This is a genomic window from Pseudoduganella sp. GCM10020061, from assembly GCF_042683405.1.
Taxonomy (GTDB): domain Bacteria; phylum Pseudomonadota; class Gammaproteobacteria; order Burkholderiales; family Burkholderiaceae_D; genus Telluria.
The window spans coordinates 144977-163949 of record NZ_JBHUJS010000001.1; the positions used below are offsets into that span (position 1 = coordinate 144977).

Annotated in this window: 17 protein-coding genes; 10 read left to right on the top strand and 7 right to left on the bottom strand. The window is 65.5% G+C overall.

From position 1 onward, the window contains the following. Positions 1 to 154 precede the first annotated feature (154 nt). The 4 genes from ACFSQR_RS00640 to ACFSQR_RS00655 all read right to left on the bottom strand — a co-directional run bounded on the left by ACFSQR_RS00640 (position 155) and on the right by ACFSQR_RS00655 (position 5958). Positions 155 to 856, bottom strand: a complete 702-nt coding sequence (locus ACFSQR_RS00640; protein WP_377726887.1) for a transposase — start codon at positions 854 to 856, stop codon at positions 155 to 157. Between the two features lie 131 nt (positions 857 to 987). Further along, on the bottom strand, positions 988 to 1671 hold the full coding sequence (locus tag ACFSQR_RS00645; RefSeq protein ID WP_377726889.1) for a response regulator transcription factor: 684 nt from the start codon (positions 1669 to 1671) through the stop codon (positions 988 to 990). A 92-nt stretch (positions 1672 to 1763) separates the two neighbouring features. After that, the gene (locus tag ACFSQR_RS00650; protein WP_377726891.1) at positions 1764 to 2837 is read right to left on the bottom strand and encodes an ATP-binding protein; all 1074 of its coding nucleotides are present in this window, start codon (positions 2835 to 2837) and stop codon (positions 1764 to 1766) included. Positions 2838 to 2841: 4 nt separating this feature from the next. After that, positions 2842 to 5958, bottom strand: coding sequence for a DEAD/DEAH box helicase (locus ACFSQR_RS00655; RefSeq protein ID WP_377728287.1), 3117 nt, complete (start codon positions 5956 to 5958; stop codon positions 2842 to 2844). Positions 5959 to 6144: 186 nt separating this feature from the next. On the opposite strand from ACFSQR_RS00655, the gene ACFSQR_RS00660 reads away from it, so the two are divergent. From ACFSQR_RS00660 to ACFSQR_RS00670, 3 genes are all read left to right on the top strand, one after another. Further along, positions 6145 to 8493, top strand: coding sequence for a Tex family protein (locus tag ACFSQR_RS00660; RefSeq protein ID WP_377726893.1), 2349 nt, complete (start codon positions 6145 to 6147; stop codon positions 8491 to 8493). 143 nt (positions 8494 to 8636) lie between these two features. Further along, a complete protein-coding gene (gene grxD / locus ACFSQR_RS00665) occupies positions 8637 to 8951 on the top strand; it encodes a Grx4 family monothiol glutaredoxin (RefSeq protein WP_377726895.1) in 315 nt (104 codons plus the stop codon). After that, positions 8944 to 9537, top strand: a complete 594-nt coding sequence (locus ACFSQR_RS00670; RefSeq protein ID WP_377726897.1) for a UbiX family flavin prenyltransferase — start codon at positions 8944 to 8946, stop codon at positions 9535 to 9537. Before grxD ends, ACFSQR_RS00670 begins: the two co-directional genes overlap by 8 nt. 140 nt (positions 9538 to 9677) lie before the next feature. Here the strand turns inward: ACFSQR_RS00670 and ACFSQR_RS00675 are convergent, their stop codons facing one another. From ACFSQR_RS00675 to ACFSQR_RS00685, 3 genes are all read right to left on the bottom strand, one after another. Continuing rightward, positions 9678 to 9848 (bottom strand): hypothetical protein, encoded by a 171-nt coding sequence (locus ACFSQR_RS00675; RefSeq protein ID WP_377726899.1) that lies wholly within the window; start codon positions 9846 to 9848, stop codon positions 9678 to 9680. A 157-nt stretch (positions 9849 to 10005) separates the two neighbouring features. Then, positions 10006 to 10410, bottom strand: coding sequence for a hypothetical protein (locus tag ACFSQR_RS00680; RefSeq protein WP_377726901.1), 405 nt, complete (start codon positions 10408 to 10410; stop codon positions 10006 to 10008). A gap of 211 nt (positions 10411 to 10621) precedes the next feature. Beyond that, positions 10622 to 11662, bottom strand: coding sequence for an MBL fold metallo-hydrolase (locus ACFSQR_RS00685; protein ID WP_377726903.1), 1041 nt, complete (start codon positions 11660 to 11662; stop codon positions 10622 to 10624). 72 nt (positions 11663 to 11734) lie between these two features. Here ACFSQR_RS00685 and ACFSQR_RS00690 point away from each other — a divergent pair, with 72 nt between their 5' ends. The 7 genes from ACFSQR_RS00690 (at position 11735) to ACFSQR_RS00720 (ending at position 18962) form a co-directional block, all read left to right on the top strand. Further along, positions 11735 to 12148, top strand: a complete 414-nt coding sequence (locus ACFSQR_RS00690) for a MerR family DNA-binding transcriptional regulator (RefSeq protein WP_377726905.1) — start codon at positions 11735 to 11737, stop codon at positions 12146 to 12148. 69 nt (positions 12149 to 12217) lie between these two features. Then, positions 12218 to 13402 (top strand): isovaleryl-CoA dehydrogenase, encoded by a 1185-nt coding sequence (locus ACFSQR_RS00695; protein ID WP_377726907.1) that lies wholly within the window; start codon positions 12218 to 12220, stop codon positions 13400 to 13402. Between the two features lie 41 nt (positions 13403 to 13443). Then, complete coding sequence (gene aceK, locus ACFSQR_RS00700; protein ID WP_377726910.1) at positions 13444 to 15285, top strand: bifunctional isocitrate dehydrogenase kinase/phosphatase; 1842 nt, start codon at positions 13444 to 13446, stop codon at positions 15283 to 15285. After that, the gene (locus ACFSQR_RS00705) at positions 15278 to 16477 is read left to right on the top strand and encodes an acetyl-CoA C-acyltransferase (RefSeq protein ID WP_377726913.1); all 1200 of its coding nucleotides are present in this window, start codon (positions 15278 to 15280) and stop codon (positions 16475 to 16477) included. Before aceK ends, ACFSQR_RS00705 begins: the two co-directional genes overlap by 8 nt. A gap of 116 nt (positions 16478 to 16593) precedes the next feature. Beyond that, positions 16594 to 17262 carry an SDR family oxidoreductase gene (locus tag ACFSQR_RS00710; RefSeq protein ID WP_377726916.1) on the top strand — a complete coding sequence of 223 codons (669 nt, stop codon included), beginning with the start codon at positions 16594 to 16596 and terminating at the stop codon, positions 17260 to 17262. Between the two features lie 36 nt (positions 17263 to 17298). Beyond that, positions 17299 to 18426 carry an acyl-CoA dehydrogenase family protein gene (locus ACFSQR_RS00715; protein WP_377726919.1) on the top strand — a complete coding sequence of 376 codons (1128 nt, stop codon included), beginning with the start codon at positions 17299 to 17301 and terminating at the stop codon, positions 18424 to 18426. Further along, positions 18423 to 18962: a GNAT family N-acetyltransferase gene (locus tag ACFSQR_RS00720; protein WP_377726921.1), complete on the top strand. Its 540-nt coding sequence runs from the start codon at positions 18423 to 18425 to the stop codon at positions 18960 to 18962. Before ACFSQR_RS00715 ends, ACFSQR_RS00720 begins: the two co-directional genes overlap by 4 nt. The last annotated feature ends 11 nt before the right edge of the window (positions 18963 to 18973 follow it).

Consider the following 18973-nt stretch of genomic DNA (forward strand, 5'->3'; position numbering starts at 1 on the left):
AAAAACTACGATAGTGCAATGCACAATAAAACTCAACGAAAACAATCGGGGTCAGAGTCGCATTAAATGGCGACTCTTTCGTGTCACACTTAAATAGGGACACAGTCGAGCGGGACTGCGTGCGGGCCACGGTTCCTGCCACGCAACAAATTGATCAGGCGGAGTCTTGCTTGCGCGCGGGCGGACGGCCACGGCGCGCCGGCAGCACCTGCCGCTTGGCCCGCTGCTCCAACTTCGTCTTGTATGCGTCCGACCCGAGGGGCCATCCCTTGCCGACGGAGGTGCGGATGTTGAGCAGCTCGGCGTGCGACAACGGCGCCTGGAACAAGGACGTATAGGCAGCCTCGCGCTGGAACGGCGTGTTCCCCAGCGCCCAGTACAGCGCATGGTCCACTACCGCCGGATCCTGCCGCAGCCCCGCGTGATGCGCATAGCTGCTCCAGCGGTAGTCCTGGGGCGTAGCCGCCAGTTGCGCGCGCACCGGGTTGTTCTCTATATAGCGGCTGCAGACGAGGAAGTAGTTTTCCGAGTCGATCACCGACGTCTTGAAGCGGCCCTGCCACAGGGTACCGACGCGGTTGTATTTTTGGTTGAAATAGGGGACGTACTTGCGGCCGATCCATTGCATCATCTGCGCCAGGCTGGACTCCTCCGCCGGCGTGGCAAGCAGGTGCATGTGGTTAGGCATCAGCACATAGGCATGCACGGAGACCTTGTAGGTGCGCCCAGCTTCGCGCAGCCAGGCCAGGAAGCGCAGGTAGTCCTCGTCGTCGATGAAGACGGGCTGCCGGTTATTGCCACGCTGGATGATGTGGTGGGGTTGGCCGGGGACGACAAGACGGGGGAGGCGCGCCATGGCTGCTCGGAAAGAGTGGGTCCGGGATCATTCTAGACCAAGCCAAACCACTCTGTCCCCGATTATTTTTCGCCCCACTGCGACCGGATGCGACTCTGTCCCTATTTAGCCTCGGACAGTTCCCTCGGGCGCTACTGGATGTTAAACCCGGCGGAGAGGCTGTACCCCTCGCCATAGGCGCTGCGCAGCGGCAGGTCCTGCCCCAGGCCGGAGCGCGCCTTCTTGCGCAGGCGGTACACGAGCATGTCGACCCGTCGACTGGCATCCGGATCCTCGCCGCCCATGCCCGCCACGATCACCTGCCGCGGCACCGGCCGCGTGTTGATGGTCAGCAGGTGCAGGAAATTGCATTCCTTTTCAGTCAGGTCGATCACGGCGCCGGACAGTTCCAGCTGCCGGGCGCTGACCTTGAGCGTCCATTTGCCCGGCTGCGGGGTCGACGGTTCCGGCGCCCGCACGCGGCGGTCGAGCGCCTCGATATGCGCGGCCAGCTCGGGGAATTTGATCGGCTTGGTGAGATAGTGGTCTGCACCCAGGCGCAGCCCGAGGATGCGGTTATCGAACGCGACGCGCCCGGTCAGCACCAGCAGCCCGATGCCCGGATACAGCTGGCGCATGCGCGGAATGACGTTGAAGCCGTCCTCGTCGGGCAAGCCGAGGTCGAGGATCACGATCGAAGTCGGATGCTTGGTCAGCGCGGCCCACATTTCGCTGGCACTGGTGGCGATCGTCACCTCGTGATCGAGTTCCTTGAGGAAGTCGGCCATGTCGGCAGCGTATTCGCCATTATCTTCAACAATCAAAATTTGCGTCATCGGGCGCCATCGTCACGTTGTTGCGGGGGGAGCCTCTAGCCCGCCGGAGGCGGAATGCGACTTGCTCAAAACTCAAAGATTATTACAAAACGTCAACTGGTATGCAAGTCGCGACGTGTTGGCAGAGAGATTTTGAATGTTGCCCCACAGTGCGCACGATTGCCAGCGGAAAGCGTTCCGCCGTGCGCTTCTACAACAGTCCGGGCCATATACAGGCCCATGCCCGAACCGGCGATGCCTGCCGCATTGCGGCCCCGGAACGATTTATCGAACAGCCGCCCGATCTCGTCGGGATCGAGTCCCGGGCCTTCGTCGGCCACTTCGATCTCCACGCCCGAGTGCGTGTTGCGGCCCAGGATGGCAATCGGGGTGGCCGCTGGCGAATAACGCACCGCATTGTCGATCATGACCTGCAGCGCCAGCTTCAGTGCGCCCGGCTCGCAGCGAACCAGGGTCGGCAGGCTGGCGGCGTCGATGTCCACCGTACGGCCCAGCGCGCGCGCCTGCGCTGCGACCGAGCGGATCAGTTCCAGCGGCTCGCAGTGCGCGTCGTGGCGGGTATCGGCGCCGGACACCCGGTCCGGCGAGAGGTACTCGTCCAGCATCCCGATCAGCCGGTCCACCGCGCCCTGGATCTTGCGATAGCGGGCGCGGGTGGCTTCATCCACCGCGGGATCGAGGGCGGAGGTCGACTCCAGCCGCTGGATCGCGCCGTCGATGGTGGACAGGGGGGTGCGGAACTCGTGATTGAGCATGCTGGTGAAGCGCTTCTGCTCCGCCTGCCGCGCGCGCTGCTCGCTGATATCGCGGACCACGCCGACCAGCGCCCCTTCCATCAGCTCCGAGATGACTTCGATCGCGATCGTGCTGCTGTCTTTGCAGCGCAGGTCGACGTGGCGCACCACGCGTTCGCGGCTGGCATCGCCGTTGCGGTAGCGCGCGATGCGCTCCTGCATGTCGCTGCACAGCGGATGCAGCGCCACCTCGACCGCGCTGCCGTCCAGGTGCGCGGCGATGTCGGCCACCGTGTAGCCGCACATGCGTTCGACATGCGGACTCGCGTAGACCAGGGTGCCGCTCGCGGCATCGATGATGAAGGCGACCCCGCCCTGCATTTCCGCGATCGCGCGGAACTGGCTGGCGCTGCCCGAAAAGATCCGGTCCATGCGCCTACTGCTCGTCGAGCGGCGCGAAGATCGCCTGCAGGTCTTCCTGCGTCAGCACCAGCTTCTGCTGCTCTCCCTCGGCCAGCACCGACTGTGCCAGCTCGCTCTTCTTTTGCTGCAGCAGCTGGATCTTTTCTTCCAGCGTGCCTTTTGCGATCAGCTTGTAGACGAACACGGGCTTGTCCTGCCCGATGCGCCAGGCGCGGTCGGTGGCCTGGTTCTCGGCGGCGGGATTCCACCACGGGTCGTAGTGGATCACGGTATCGGCCGCGGTGAGGTTCAGTCCCACGCCGCCCGCCTTGAGGCTGATCAGGAAGATCGGCACCGCGCCCTGCTGGAAGGCGGCTACCTGCGCCGAACGGTCCTTGGTGTCCCCGGTCAGCAGCGCATACGGAATGCGGCGCGCGTCCAGCTCCTCCTCGATCAGTTCGAGCATGCTGGTGAACTGCGAGAACACGAGGATCTTGCGGCCCTCGTCGAGCAGGTCGTCGAGCATCTGCATCAGGTCGACCAGCTTGGCGCTGGCGCCGGCCTGCTTCTTGGCCGGCAGCGCCTTGACCAGGCGCGGATCGCAGCACACCTGGCGCAGCTTGAGCAGCGCTTCCAGGATCACGATCTGGCTGCGTGCCACGCCCTTCTTGTCGATCTCGTCGCGCACCTTCTTGTCCATGGCCAGGCGCACCGTCTCGTACAGGTCGCGCTGGGCGCCGGACAGCTCCACCTTGCGCACCATCTCGGTCTTGGGCGGCAGCTCCTTGGCCACGTTATCCTTGGTACGGCGAAGCAGGAACGGCTTGATGCGGCGGTTCAGCAGCGCGCGGCGCACCGGATCGTCCTGCTTCTCGATCGGATTGCGGAACTGGGTGTTGAAGGTCTTCTCGTCGCCCAGGAGGCCCGGCAGCAGGAAGTGGAACTGCGACCACAGCTCGCCCAGGTGGTTTTCCAGCGGCGTGCCGGACAGGCACAGGCGGTGGCGCGCATCGAGCGCACCGGCGCTTTGCGCCGCCTTCGAGCGGGTGTTCTTGATGTAGTGCGATTCGTCGAGGATGACCAGGTGGTACTGGTGCTCGCGCAGCTTTTCCTCGTCGCGCGGCAGCAGCGCATAAGTGGTCAGCACCAGGTCGGCCTGCGGCACCTGGTCGAACAGCTCCAGGCGCTCCTTGCCCTGCAGGAGCAGGGTCTTGAGGCCGGGCGCAAAGCGCGCCGCCTCGTCCTGCCAGTTCGCCATCAGGCTGGTCGGGGCGATCACCAGTGCCGGACGGGTCAGGCGGCCTGCCTCTTTTTCGAGCAGGATGTGGGCCAGCGTCTGCACCGTCTTGCCCAGGCCCATATCGTCGGCCAGGATGCCGGCCAGGTCGTACTCGCGCAGGAACTGCATCCACGCCAGGCCGTCGGCCTGGTAATCGCGCAGGGTCGCCTGCAGGCCGGCCGGCGGCGCCACGCGCTGCACCGCGCCGAACTGCGCCAGCTTGCGGCCGGTCTCGCGCAGCTTCTCGCCGCCGAACCAGCGCAGGTCCTCGACCCGCGCCAGGTCCTCCAGGCGCGCGGCGTCCAGCGTGGACAGGCGCACCTTGTTCTTGATGCGGTCGTTGAAATACAGCTCGCCCAGCGTATTGAGGATCGGCTTGACGCGGCCCCACGGCAGCGCCACGCGCACGCCGTCCGGCAGCGTCGCCAGCACCTGGTCCGCATCCGCATGCGCGGCCAGCACGTCGGGGTCGAAGTCGGCCGGCGCGCTGCGGATCATCTGCACCAGCACCGGCAGCAGCGGCACCCGCTTGCCGCCCACCACGATGCCCAGCTCCAGCTCGAACCAGGCATTGCCTGCTTCAGGCGGTTCCTCGATCTGCGCGTACCAGTCCTCCACCTCCACCAGGTCGTAGCGGTACTTGGCGGCCTTGTGCACCTGCCAGCCTGCAGCTTCCAGGCTGTCCAGGTCACCTGCGACAAAGCGCAGCCAGTGCGCCTGGCTCTCCAGCTGCAGGGCGCCGGACAGCGCATTCAGCGGCGGCGTGCCAGGCTTGCGGAAACCCATCTGGGTCAGCAGCGCCAGCGCATTGGCCTCGGCCTCGCTGTCGCGTTCAATGATTTCGGTGACGTCGCCAGCCTGGCGCACCACGCGTTGGCCCGGGTCGAACGACACGCGCTCGCCGTCGTAGTCGTAGGACAGCACCGCATAGTCGTGCCAGCGCGACGAGATGCCGTCGGCCAGCGCCACGCTGTCCAGAAGCAGGTAGGGCTTGGGCTTGACGTCCTCCCGGATGCGCTGCTGCAGCGGCTGCGGCAGCGGCATCAGCTGTTGCAGGCCATGCGCCAGCAGCAGCTGCGAGACGCGCTTGCGGTCGTTGCCCGACAGTGCCGGCGCCTGCGCCACCAGGGCCTGCAGGTCGGCCAGCGAGATGTCCACCCCGCCGCGGTTCAGTTCCAGCGGTCCGGTGGACAGGTTATCGATGTACCACGGCGGATCGGTCGGCAGCATGTAGTCGACCATGTCGGCGCCCGGATGGGTCGCGCCGCCGGCCGGCTCCACGCGCCAGCCCAGGCGCGAGGTGCGGCCCTCGTCGCGCCACACCAGGTTGGCCGGGCGGACCGGTCCCGCCTGCAGCGGATAGACCAGGCCATTGGCCATGTCCTGCCACGAGTTCGCCCACAGGAGCTTTTCCTGCTCGATCAGCATGCGCAGCAGGATTGCGCCCACCTTGCCGCGCGGTTCGGTGGCGCTGGAGGACTGCGCCGCGCCGCTGCGCATCGCGATAAAAAAGCGCACCAGGTCCTCGTCGTCGCCTTCCAGGTAGGCGGGCGGCGCGGACAGCAGGGAAAATACTTCGGAAACGGGGCTGGCCGCGGCGACATCGCCGTTCGGGCGCAGGCGTGCCTTGCACAGGCACATGGCCACATGCCGTCCGCCGGACGTCGGCGCGAGCACGTAGACGAATTTGAACTGGACTGCTTTCGGGTCCTTCGGCTCCTCCGCCAGCGCGGGCTGGGGGTGGGCGGCTGCTTCCACGCGCTGCAGCCAACCCGCCACCGGCGCTGGGAGGCCGGACGGCGTGCGCGCCACGGCAGGGGCCGGGGCAGGTGCGGTTTTAGTGTCGCTAGCGTCGTCGCGCATAAGATCCATCGTAGGCATGTTGGAGTACATTTTTTTTGGTACGACAGACAATATTATCCGACATCGCAAGATCGTGTTTTGTTCGCAAGCGCACTTAGCGGTGATTCCTTTCGTAATTTCCGATGTCAAGACTGCGCGGCGCGGGCCCGATTGGTTATCATTCGCCCCTTGACTGAATTGGACTACCCCTCGCCCATGCTGCCCCCGATCGAACAACGCCTCGCCCTCGAACTCTCCGCCAAACCTGCCCAGGTGGCTGCCGCCATCGCCCTGCTGGACGAAGGCGCGACCGTCCCGTTCATCGCGCGCTACCGCAAGGAAGCCACCGGCGGCCTGGATGACACCCAGCTTCGCCTGCTGGAAGAGCGCCTGCGCTACCTGCGCGAACTGGAGGAGCGCAGGTCTTCGATCATCGCGTCGATCACCGAACAAAACAAGATGACGCCCGAACTGCTTGACGCAGTGGTGCATGCAGAAGACAAAACGCGGCTTGAAGACCTCTATCTCCCCTATAAGCAGAAGCGCCGCACCAAGGCGCAGATCGCGATCGAGGCCGGCCTGGCCCCGCTGGCAGACGCCCTGCTGGCCGACCCGACCCTGAACCCCGAAGCGGAAGCCGCGAAATACCTGCGCGAGCCCTTCACCAGCGCGGACGGCGCCAACCCGGGCGTGGCCGACACCAAGGCGGCGCTGGACGGCGCGCGCCAGGTGCTGATGGAGCGCTTTGCCGAGGACGCGACCCTGCTGCAGTCGCTGCGCGAGTACGTGCTCGAACACGGCGTGGTCGAATCGAAGGTCATCGCCGGCAAGGAGGACGAGGGCGAAAAGTTCGCCGACTACTTCGACTATTCCGAGCCGCTCGGCAGCGTGCCCTCGCACCGTGCACTGGCGCTGCTGCGCGGCCGGCGCGAGCAGGTGCTGGACGTGATCCTGCGCCTCGATACCGAGGCCGAGAAGCCGAAGTGGGACGCGCCGCACAATCCATGCGAAGGCCGCATCGCCGCGCGCTTCGGCATCCGCAACGAGGGCCGCCCGGCCGACAAGTGGCTGCTCGACACCGTGCGCTGGACCTGGCGCGTGAAGAGCTTCATGCACCTGGAGAGCGACCTGATGGGCCAGCTGCGCGAACGGTCCGAGCACGAGGCGATCAACGTCTTCGCCCGCAACCTCAAGGACCTGCTGCTGGCCGCGCCTGCCGGCCCGCGCGCCACCATGGGCCTCGACCCCGGCCTGCGCACCGGCGTCAAGGTGGCGGTGGTGGACGCCACCGGCAAGGTGGTCGATACCGCCGTGATCTACCCGCACCAGCCGCGCAACGACTGGCACGGATCGCTGCACACGCTGGGCCAGCTGGCCGCGAAGCACCAGGTCTCGCTGATCTCGATCGGCAACGGCACCGGATCGCGCGAAACCGACAAGCTGGCGCAGGACCTGATCAAGCAGCGCCCGGAACTCAAACTGACCAAGATCGTGGTGTCGGAGGCGGGCGCCTCGGTGTACTCGGCATCCGAATTCGCCTCGCGCGAACTGCCCGACATGGACGTATCGCTGCGCGGCGCCGTCTCCATCGCGCGCCGCCTGCAGGACCCGCTGGCCGAACTGGTGAAGATCGACCCGAAATCGATCGGCGTCGGCCAGTACCAGCACGACGTCAGCCAGACCCAGTTGGCGCGCTCGCTGGACGCCGTGGTCGAGGACTGCGTGAACGCAGTGGGCGTGGACGTCAACACCGCGTCGGCGCCGCTGCTGGCGCGCGTCTCGGGCCTGTCGGCCAGCGTGGCGCAAGCCATCGTCACCTACCGCGACATAAAGGGCGCGTTCGCCTCGCGCGCCGCGCTCAAGGCCGTGCCGCGCCTGGGCGACAAGACCTTCGAGCAGGCGGCCGGCTTCCTGCGCGTGATGAACGGCGAGAACCCGCTCGACGCGTCCGCGGTGCACCCGGAATCGTATCCGGTGGTGGAAAAGATCCTGGCCGACATCCAGCGCGACATGAAGTCCGTCATCGGCGACGCCCGGCTGGTCAAGTCGCTCAACCCGGCCAGGTATGCGGACGAGCGCTTCGGCGTGCCGACCGTGACCGACATCCTGAAGGAACTGGAAAAGCCGGGCCGCGACCCGCGGCCGGAGTTCACCACCGCCACCTTCAAGGAAGGCGTGGAGGAGATCGGCGACCTGCGTCCGGAGATGATCCTGGAGGGCGTGGTGACGAACGTGGCAGCGTTTGGCGCCTTCGTGGACATCGGCGTGCACCAGGATGGCCTGGTCCACATCTCGGCGCTGTCGAACACCTTCGTCAAGGACCCGCACACGGTGGTCAAGGCGGGGCAGGTGGTCAAGGTCAAGGTGCTGGAAGTGGACGTCAAGCGCAAGCGCATCGCGCTGACCATGCGGCTGTCGGATAGCGCACCGCAGGCCGGAGCGAAGCCGGAGCAGCGGGGCGATCGCAACGATCGCACGCGCATGGCGCAGCAGCAGAACCGGCAGGAGCGCGCGCCTGCGGCCGAAAGCTCGATGGCTGCCGCCTTCGCCAAGCTGCGCGGCTGATCACCGAGGCATGCCGGGGCGTCCGAAGCCCCGCACCTTATCTAATCCTTAAGCTCCGTGTGGGTACCCGCCCGAGCGGGTACGACGGGCCGCGTTTTCTTATAAAATGACGGCTTCACCCTTTTTACCTTATTGAGGCAATTATGAGCAGCGAAGTGCAAGACTGGATCCGCGAAACCGTCACCAAGAACCAGGTAGTGCTGTTCATGAAGGGCACCGCCCAGTTCCCGCAGTGCGGCTTCTCGGGCCGCGCCATCCAGATCCTGAAGGGCCTGGGCGTGGAGAACATCGCCACCGTGAACGTGCTGGACGACGCCGAAGTGCGCCAGGCGATCAAGGAATACTCGAACTGGCCGACCATTCCGCAGCTGTACGTCAAGGGCGAATTCATCGGCGGTTCCGACATCATGAGCGAGATGTACGAATCGGGCGAGCTGCAAAAGCTGATTCATGGCTGATATACCGGCGCGCAGGCTGGTCGTCGCCATCACTGGCGCCACCGGCGCCATCTATGGCGTCCGGCTGCTGGAACACCTGCGCGCGCTAGGCGGCATCGAGACCCACGTGGTGGTGTCCGATTCCGCCGCCCTCACCCTGCACCAGGAAACCGGGCTGCAGCGCAAGGAAGTTGAAGCGCTGGCCGACGTGGTGCACCGCTACCGCGACGTCGGCGCCTCGATCGCATCGGGCTCCTTCAAGTCCGACGGCATGGTCATCGCGCCGTGCTCGATGAAGACACTGGCCTCCGTCGCCCATGGCCTCTCCGACAACCTGATCGCGCGCGCTGCCGATGTCGTCCTGAAGGAGCGTCGCAAGCTCGTCCTGATGGTGCGCGAAACGCCATTCAACCTTGCGCACCTGCGCAACATGACTGCCGTGACCGAAATGGGCGGCATCGTCTTCCCCCCGCTGCCGAGCTTCTACCACAAGCCTGCCAGCATCGACGAGATGGTGGACCACACTGTGGCCCGCGTCATCGACCTGTTCGGCATCGACAACGCCATTGCCCCGCGCTGGCAGGGCATGACTGACCGAGCTGTTTGATTTAGCGCAAACCGGGGGTCAGGCCTCGCTTCCCCCTGGTGCCTGACCCCGGGCTTGAGAAAACGCAAACGCGGGGTCAGGCACCAGGGGAAGGCCAGGCCTGACCCCGGGTTTGATATAGCGCAAACGGGGGTGGGGCGTCAGCGGCGGTCGATGCCCCAGCCGAGCGCTTTCTTTAATTCACGGGCTTCTTCCACCATGCGGCGTTGTTCGATCCGCTTGCGCATCACTTGCGCGTGTTGGGCGGCGGACATGGGTGGGGCGGTCATCAAATCCTTCAGCTGTGCTGCGTTGCTGTAGTTGCTCTTCATAAGGCGTTGTTTCCCTGGCTTGTGATGTCGACCTTGCCGTCGGTAACGGCAACCCTATTCTTGCCTTATTTTTCCTTCATTGCAAGGTCAATCGCTGAGCGCTGTGGACAAAAAAAACGCGGCCCCCGGGCCGCGTTGATGTGACACATTGTGGTCGCTACTTCTGGTGGTTCATCCGCACCAGCATGCGGATGAATTCACGCGCCAGCTGGCGATGATGTTCGTCGAGGCGCTGCAGGTCCGCGATCAGCTTGACGTCGGCCGATTCGAAGCGCGCGTTCGCGCTGCCTTCGCCACCTTCCGGCGCCTGTTCCGGCCCGCCGAAACGCAGCCACTCGGCCGGCACGCCCAGCCATTGCGCGATCATGCGCAGCTTTTCCTGGGTCGGAATCGCCTCGCCCACCAGCCACTTGCGCGCGGCGTGCACGGTGATTGGACGTCCCTCAAAGCGGATGTTGAATTCCCGGGCCAGCCGTGTCGGGCTGTCCGGGGAGTAGTGGGCGTTGCGCAGGGCAAGCTGCAGCCGCTCGCTGAAGCTTTCCCGTTCGTTCGAAGAATTCATGTGATGCACTCTAAATGTTGCTGGAGAAAACCGGTTACCGCGTCGGTCGTCGCGACAATTGGTGACAGTATTTTACAGATTTGTGAATATTCACACGAATACGCGCATCCGTCCATACCGGATTCACTCATATTTTGTAACTATTTGAGTGGCGCGGGCGCGCAATGCCCCAAACCGTTGTTAGTTTGGCATTGGGAGCGGGCGGGGCCGCTCAGTCGGCGGTGAAGCGGTAGACCCCGTCGGCGCCGCGTTCGCGCCGCAGCGCGCCGTCCAGCCAGAGCTTGTTCAGGTGGGCCAGCGCTTCGCCCAGGGCAAAGCTCAGCTGGTGGGCGTCCAGCGGGCGCCGGAACATGATGGGGACAATGTCGACGGCGCTGCGCGGCTCGCGGCAGGCGTCCAGTACTTCCGCCAGCCGCGCCTCGTGGTGCGCGCGCAGCTGGGCAATGCGGGTGTGCAGGCCGCGGAACGGCTTGCCATGCGACGGCAGCACGAGGACGTCCGCGGGCAGCGCTTCGAACTTGCTAAGCGAGTCGAGGTAGAGCTGCACCGGATTGGCGTCCGGCTCGACGGCAAACACCGATACGTTGGTCGAGATGCGCGGCAGGACCATGTCGCCCGAGATCAGCAGGTTCAGGTCCGCGCAGTACAACGCGGCGTGCTCCGGCGAGTGGCCGAAACCGGTAATCACGCGCCAGCCATGACCACCAATCTTCACATGCTCGCCATCCTGCATGCGCGTGTAGGCATGCGGCACGGCCGGGACCAGGGACGGATAGTAATTGCGGCGCGAACGCATCTGCTCGAGCATCGCTTCGTCGCGCAGGCCGTGGCGCTCGAAGTGCGGCACGGCGGCGGGGCCGTCCACACCCGGCAGCGCCGCCGCCATCATGCGCGCGAAGCCGAATTCGCCGGCCGTCATCCACAGCGGCGCGTCGAAGCGCTCGCACAGCCAGCCGGTGAGGCCCACGTGGTCGGGATGGCAATGCGTGGCCAGCACGCGCGACAGGGGTTCGCCCCCGACCACGTTAGTGAACACTTGCTCCCAGCCGGCGCGCGTCTCCGGGCGGTCCACGCCGGTGTCCACCACCGTCCAGCCGGCCCCGTCGCGCAGCAGCCAGATATTGATATGGTCGAGCGCGAACGGCAGCGGCATGCGCGCCCACTGCACCCCGGGCGCGATCTCGAGGGCGGTGCCGACGGCCGGGACGGCGTCGCCAAATGGATACTGCAGCTGGGATTCGAGGGCGTTCATGGGGTGCGCTACAATGCGGTTGACGTTGACGTAAACGGAAAGCTATTCTAAGCCACCTTCACGCCCTACACCATGCGAACCTATACCATCGCCGAACTGGCGCGCGAATTCGATATCACCGCGCGCGCGATCCGCTTCTATGAAGACCAGGGCTTGCTCAAGCCGAGCCGCGAAGGCGTCGGCGGGCGCAACCGCGTGTACACGGCGCGCGACCGCACCCACCTCAAGCTGACCCTGCGCGGCAAGCGTCTCGGCCTGACCCTGTCCGAGATCAAGAGCATCGTCGACATGTACGAGTCGCCCAAGGACACTGCGGCCCAGATCAACCGCTTCCTCGGCGTGCTGGCGCACCAGCGCGAGGTGCTGGAGCAGCAGCGCGAGGACATCGAGGTCACGCTGGCCGAGATCGCCGCGCACGAAGAAGAATGCCGCAGCCTGCTGGCAGGCGCCGCGCGCCAGCCTCAGCCGCAAGACGACGCTGCTTGACGTTTACGTTAACGTCAACACGGCGTATCATCCTGATCAATCATCCACCCTTCCATCCACGAGGATCCCATGCTGCATCTCCCAGGCCTGACCTTTGACCATGGCGAAGACATCGCCGCGCTGCGCGAAGCAGTCCAACAATTCGCCGCCGCCGAGATCGCGCCGCGCGCCGCCGAGATCGACCGCACCGACCAGTTCCCGATGGACCTGTGGAAGAAGATGGGCGAACTGGGCCTGCTCGGCATCACCGTGGGCGAGGAATACGGCGGCGCCAACATGGGCTACCTGGCGCACATCGTGGCGATGGAAGAGATCTCGCGCGCATCGGCGTCGGTCGGCCTGTCCTACGGCGCGCACTCGAACCTGTGCGTCAACCAGATCAAGCGCAACGGCACCGAAGAACAGAAGCGCAAGTACCTGCCGAAGCTGATCTCGGGCGAGCACGTGGGCGCGCTGGCGATGTCCGAGCCGAACGCCGGCTCCGACGTGGTGAGCATGAAGCTCAAGGCCGAATTCAAGGGCGACCGCTACGTCCTGAACGGCACCAAGATGTGGATCACCAACGGCCCGGACGCCGACACCCTGGTGGTGTACGCGAAGACGGACCTGGAAGCGGGCCCGCGCGGCATGACCGCCTTCCTGATCGAGAAGGGTTTCAAGGGCTTCTCGATCGCGCAGAAGCTCGACAAGCTGGGCATGCGCGGCTCGCACACCGGCGAGCTGGTGTTCGAGGACTGCGAAGTCCCGGCCGAGAACATCCTCGGCGGCGAAGGCAAGGGCGTGAACGTGCTGATGTCGGGCCTCGACTTCGAGCGCACCGTGCTGTCCGGCGGCCCGCTGGGCATCATGTCGGCGTGCATGGACGCGGTGATCCCTTACGTCCACGACCGCAAGCAGTTCGGCCAGCCGATCGGCGAGTTCCAGCTCATGCAGGGCAAGCTGGCGGACATGTATTCGACCATGATGGCGTGCCGCGCCTACGTGTACGCGGTCGGCCAGGCCTGCGACCGCGCGGTGACGCCGGAGCAGGTGCGCAACCTGCGCAAGGATGCGGCAGGCGCGATCCTGTACTCGGCCGAGAAGGCCACCTGGATGGCGGGCGAAGCGATCCAGACCCTGGGCGGCAACGGCTATATCAACGAGTACCCGGTCGGCCGCCTGTGGCGCGACGCCAAGCTGTACGAGATCGGCGCGGGCACCAGCGAGATCCGCCGCATGCTGATCGGCCGCGAGCTGTTTGCCGAAACCAAGTAAAGGTTTAGGGGACAGTCCCGCAGGGACAGTCCCCAACCCCGATGAACACGTTCCCCAAGCTGCTGTCGTCCCAGATCGCGTTCGACATCGCGCGCACGATCCTGGACGGCTTCGACAAGCACTACCGCCTGTTCCGCCAGGCCAGCCAGGCCGCCCGCCTGCACTTCGAGCAGGGCGACTGGGCGGTGGCGCAGAAGGAGCAGCGCGAGCGCATCGATTTCTACGACCAGCGCGTGCAGGAATGCGTGCACGTGCTGGAAGACGAGTACGAGCCGTCCGAGCTGGCCGGGGAAGTCTGGCGCGAAACCAAGCTGCATTACATCGGCCTCCTGACCGGCCACAAACGGCCCGAGCTGGCCGAGACCTTCTTCAATTCGGTCTGCTGCAGCATCCTGCACCGCACCTACTACAACAACGATTTCATCTTCGTGCGCCCGGCCGTGTCGACCGAGTACATCGAGCCGGAGGAACTGCTGCCGACCTACCGCGTGTACTACCCGCTGGTGGATGGACTGCACTTCACGCTCAAGCGCATCGTCACCAACTTCCAGCTCAACGCGCGCTTCGCGGACCTGGACCGCGACATCGGGTTTGTCGGGCAGCGCATCGGGCAGATGACCGGCGCCGGCGCCGAGATCGAGCCGGACCACCAGATCCATGTGCTGTCGAATCTCTTCTACCGCAACAAGGGCGCGTACATCGTCGGCAAACTGATCAACGGCGGCCGCCAGTATCCATTCGTGGTGCCGATCCTGCACAACCGCAAGGGCGAGCTGTTCCTCGACACGGTGCTGCTGGAGCACGAGCAGATCGTGATCCTGTTCTCGTTCACGCGCGCCTATTTCATGGTCGACATGGAGGTGCCGTCGGCCTACGTGCAGTTCCTGCGCAGCCTCCTGCCGCGCAAGCCCAAGAGCGAGATCTACACCATCCTCGGCCTGCAAAAGCAGGGCAAGACGCTGTTCTACCGCGACTACCTGCAGCACCTGAAGCACAGCGCCGACCGCTTCCAGATTGCGCCGGGCATCAAGGGCCTGGTCATGCTGGTGTTCACGCTGCCCTCCTTCCCCTACGTGTTCAAGGTGATCAAGGACTTCTTCCCGGCGCCGAAGGACACCAGCCGCGCGCAGGTCAAGGAGAAGTACCTGCTGGTCAAGCACCACGACCGCGTAGGCCGCATGGCCGACACGCTCGAGTATTCGAATGTCGCGTTCCCGCTCGACCGCTTCAGCGAGGAGCTGGTGGACGAGCTGCAGAAGCACGCGCCGTCGCAGGTGGAGATCGAGGGCGGCCAGATCATCGTGCGCCACCTGTACATCGAGCGGCGCATGGTCCCGCTCAACATCTTCCTCGCCAATGCGGAGAAAAATGGCGACGACAGCCTGATCGAGCATGGCATCGTAGAATACGGGAATGCGATCCGGGACCTGGTCGCGGCCAATATCTTCCCGGGCGATATGCTGTACAAGAATTTCGGCGTCACGCGCCATGGCCGCGTGGTGTTTTACGATTATGACGAGATCGAGTACCTCACCGATTGCGTGTTCCGCGAGATTCCGCAGGCGCGCAACGAAGAGGACGAAATGTCGGCCGAGCCGTGGTATCCGGTCGGCCGGCACGATGTATTCCCCGCGCAGTTCGGCACTTTCCTGCTCGGGAATCCCAAGATCCGCGCGTACTTCATGAAGCACAACGCGGACTTGCTGACGGCCAGCTGGTGGCAGTCGCACAAAGAACGCATAGCGGGAGGGGCGATCGAGGACGTGTTCCCCTACCCGCAGCAGGTCCGCTTCAGGAATGGCGGCAGTACCAACAACACCAACGCAAACCACCTGCCGGAGCCGCTGGCCCCGGCCTTTTTGGAGAGTAATCACAATGAATGATCCAGTCGTTATCGTCGGCGCGGCGCGCACCCCGATGGGCGCCTTCCAGGGCGATTTTTCCAGCAAGTCCGCGAACGACCTCGGCGCGGTCGCGATCCAGGCGGCAGTCGAGCGCGCGGGCGTCGATCCGAAGCTGGTCGAACACGTCTACTTCGGCAACTGCCTGATGGCGGGCCAGGGCCAGGCGCCGGCGCGCCAGGCGCTGATCAAGGCCGGCCTGCCGCTGTCCACCGGCGCGGTCACGCTGTCGAAGATGTGCGGCTCCGCGATGCAGGCCGCGATCCACGCGCATGACTCGCTGGTTGCCGGCAGCGCCGATGTGATCGTCGCGGGCGGCATGGAATCCATGACCAACGCGCCATACCTGATTCCGAAGGCGCGCGGCGGCTACCGCATCGGCCACGGCATGATGTACGACCACATGATGTACGACGGCCTGGAAGACGCGTACTCGCGCGACGAAAAGACCGGCGGTGGCCGTTCGATGGGCACCTTCGCGGAAGAGTGCGTGGCCCAGTACCAGTTCACCCGCGAAGAGCAGGACGCGTTCGCGATCGCATCCGTCAAGCGTGCGCAGGAAGCCACGTCGGAAGGCTACTTCAAGTGGGAGATCGCGCCCGTCACCGTGTCCGGCCGCGCCGGCGACACCGTCATCGACAAGGATGAAGGCCCGCTGAAGGCCAAGCTGGACAAGATTCCGGCCCTCAAGGCCGCGTTCAAGAAGGACGGCACCATCACGGCCGCATCGTCCTCGTCGATCAACGACGGCGCAGCGGCGCTGGTCATGATGCGCGAATCGACCGCGAAGAAGCTGGGCCTGGCCCCGATCGCGAAGATCATCGCGCACGCGACCCATGCACGCGAGCCGAACCTGTTCACCACCGCGCCGATCGGCTCGATGGAAAAGCTGTTCGCCAAGACCGGCTGGACGCCTGCCGACGTCGACCTGTTCGAGATCAACGAAGCGTTCGCCGCGGTGCCGATGGCAGCGATGAAGGACCTCGGCATCCCGCACGACAAGGTCAACATCCACGGCGGCGCCTGCGCACTGGGCCACCCGATCGGCGCATCGGGCGCGCGCATCATGGTGACCCTGCTGGGCGCGCTGAAGCGCACCGGCGGCAAGCGCGGCGTGGCCTCGCTGTGCATCGGCGGCGGCGAAGCCACCGCCATCGCCATCGAGATGATGTAAGAACAGGAGCGGGGGACTGTCCTGCCGCCCTGGCGCGCAGGCACAGTCCCCTTCCTGCGCTAACTGAGCCTATCTTTGCCTATTTTTGCCCTTTTTTGCCTAACGCAGCCTAACTGATGCCAACAGCCCTCATCCTTGGCGCATCGCGCGGCATCGGCCTCGAACTGGTGCGCCAGTACCGCGCGGACGGCTGGCGCGTGATCGGCACCTGCCGCAAGCCGGAAGACCTGGCGCGCCTGAAGGCGCTCGGCGCCGAAGGGCACAAGCTCGACGTCACCAGCGTCGAAGGCTTGGCCGCCCTCGGCTGGACGCTGGACGGCGAACACGTCGACGCTGCCTGGCTGGTGGCAGGCGTGTATGGCCCGCGCCACGACGGCTTCCCGACCGAGGCCGATTTCGACAGCGTGATGCACACCAACGTGCTGTCCGCGATGCGCCTGCTGCCGATCGTCGCGCCGATGGTGGCTGCCGCCAACGGCAAGCTCGCCGTGATCTCGTCGAAAATGGGCTCGATCGGCGCGCGCCACAGCACCATGGGCACGCTGTACCGCGCCAGCAAGGCCGCGCTGAACTCGGTGCTGGTCGACACCAGCATCAACTTCGGCAGCCAGGGCGCCACCTGCGTCGCGTTCCACCCTGGCTGGGTGAAGACCGACATGGGCGGCCAGTCCGCCTCGCTCTCGCCCCAGGAAAGCGTGGCCGGCCTGCGCGCGACGCTGGCCAGGCTGACTCCCGCCGACAACGGCAGATTCCTCAACTACGACGGCACGCCGATTCCCTGGTAAGCCGCGATCGACAACACACCACCCAAGAGACACCGCATGATCCTCTCCGAAGAGCACCAGATGATCCGTGACGCCCTGCGCACTTTTTCGCAGGAGCGCCTTGCCCCCAACGCCGCGCGCTGGGACAAGGAAGGCCACTTCCCGAAGGAAGAACTGAAGGAGCTGGCGGCGCTGGGCGCGTTTGGCGTCGCGGTGCCGGAAGAACTGGGCGGCGCGGGCATGGACTACGTGTCGCTGGCGCTGGTGCTGGAAGAGATCGCGGCTGGCGACGGCGGCACCTCCACCATCATCTCGGTCAACAACTGCCCCGTGTGCAGCATCGCGATGATGTACGCGAACGACGCGCAAAAGCAGAAATGGCTGCGCCCGCTGGCGCAAGGCGAGATGCTGGGCGCCTTCGCGCTGACCGAGCCGCACACCGGCAGCGACGCCTCCGCGCTGCGCACCACCGCCACCCGTGACGGCAACGAATACGTCCTGAACGGCACCAAGCAGTTCATCACCAGCGGCAAGCACGGCGACGTCGCAATCGTGATGGCGGTGACCGACAAGGCGGCCGGCAAGCGCGGCATCAGCGCGTTCTGGGTGCCGACCAATACGCCCGGCTACATCGTCGCCGGCCTGGAACACAAGATGGGCCAGCACTCGTCCGACACCGCGCAGATCCTGCTGGAGAACTGCCGCATCCCGGCCGAAAACCTGATCGGCGAGGAAGGCCAGGGCTACAAGATCGCGCTGTCCGGCCTCGAGGGCGGCCGCATCGGCATCGCCTCGCAGTCGGTCGGCATGGCGCGCGCCGCGTTCGAAGCCGCGCTGTCGTACGCGCGCGACCGCGAGTCGTTCGGCAAGCAGATCTTCGAGCACCAGTCGATCCAGTTCAAGCTGTCCGAGATGGCGACCCAGATCGAGGCTGCGCGCCAGCTGATCCTGCACGCCGCCTCGCTCAAGGACGCCGGCGTGCCGTGCCTGAAGGAGGCGGCGATGGCCAAGCTGTTCGCCTCCGAGATGGCCGAGCGCGTGTGCTCGGACGCGATCCAGATCCACGGCGGTTACGGCTATGTGAGCGACTTCCCGGTCGAGCGCATCTACCGCGATGTGCGCGTGTGCCAGATCTACGAAGGCACCAGCGACATCCAGAAGATCCTGATCGCTCGCGCATTGTGATCTGCGAGATCCGCGCCGCCACGCCCGCGGATCTTCCCGCGCTGTTCGCCTACCTGGGCGAACAGCTGATGGAAAACGGCAGCGGCGGCAGCCCCTTGTTCCAGCCGGTCCCGCGCACGGCCGACCCGGTGGTCCCGCTCCCGATCCGCAGCCGCTTCACCAACGGACTGGCCACGCCGGTAGGCGAGGCGGGCTGGCGCCGTGCATGGCTGGCCATCGCCGGCGATGGCGCCATCGCCGGCCACATCGACCTGCGCGCCCGCCCGGAACAAGGCTGCGCGCACCGCACGATGCTGGGCATGGCCGTGCAGCGCGATTACCGCAGGCTGGGCCTTGGCCTGCGCCTGATCGACACTGCGGCCGCCTGGGCACGCGAGGCCGGGTTCGCATGGATCGACCTCGAAGTCCTTTCGGGGAACACGCCGGCAATCGCCCTCTACCACCGGGCGCAATTCGGCGTGGCCGGTGAAATCGTGGACATGTACCGCATCGATGGAGAAAGCCACGCCAGCACCCTGATGACCCGCGCACTTTAGCCTGTCTCGCA